General features: G+C 40.0%; 1 protein-coding gene. It reads left to right on the top strand.

Annotated elements, in window-relative coordinates; translation table 11 throughout:
- Positions 1-65: 65 nt before the first annotated feature.
- On the top strand, positions 66-385 hold a 320-nt coding region (locus ACODS7_RS32750; protein ID WP_488828735.1), incomplete at its 3' end, for a recombinase RecT.

The following is a 385-nucleotide window of genomic DNA, read 5'->3' as shown; positions in this document are numbered from 1 at the left end:
AATATGTAAATGAAACTATATCAAGAAAATTTTTAGTGAAATAAAAAATAGGGAGCGGGTTACATATGGCGACAAACGAACAGTTAAAAAATCAGTTATCGAATCAGAATGAAAACTCACCAGCTACTCCTGAACAGCTGGTGGAAGGATACATGAGAAAAATGGCTCCACGGTTTGCGGAAGTATTACCAAAACATATGAGCATAGATCGTATGAGTCGAATCGCCCTCACAACCATTCGTACAACGCCAAAGCTTCTTGAATGCAATGTACATTCCCTTATGGGTGCTGTGATGCAAGCAGTGCAGCTAGGACTGGAACCAGGATTATTAGGACACTGTTACATCTTACCGTATAAGCGTGAAGCGACATTTATCATTGGGTA

The organism is Bacillus sp. FG16, from assembly GCF_057809515.1.
The sequence above is the reverse complement of the archived record's forward strand: the minus strand, read 5'-3'. Positions and strand labels throughout refer to the sequence as shown.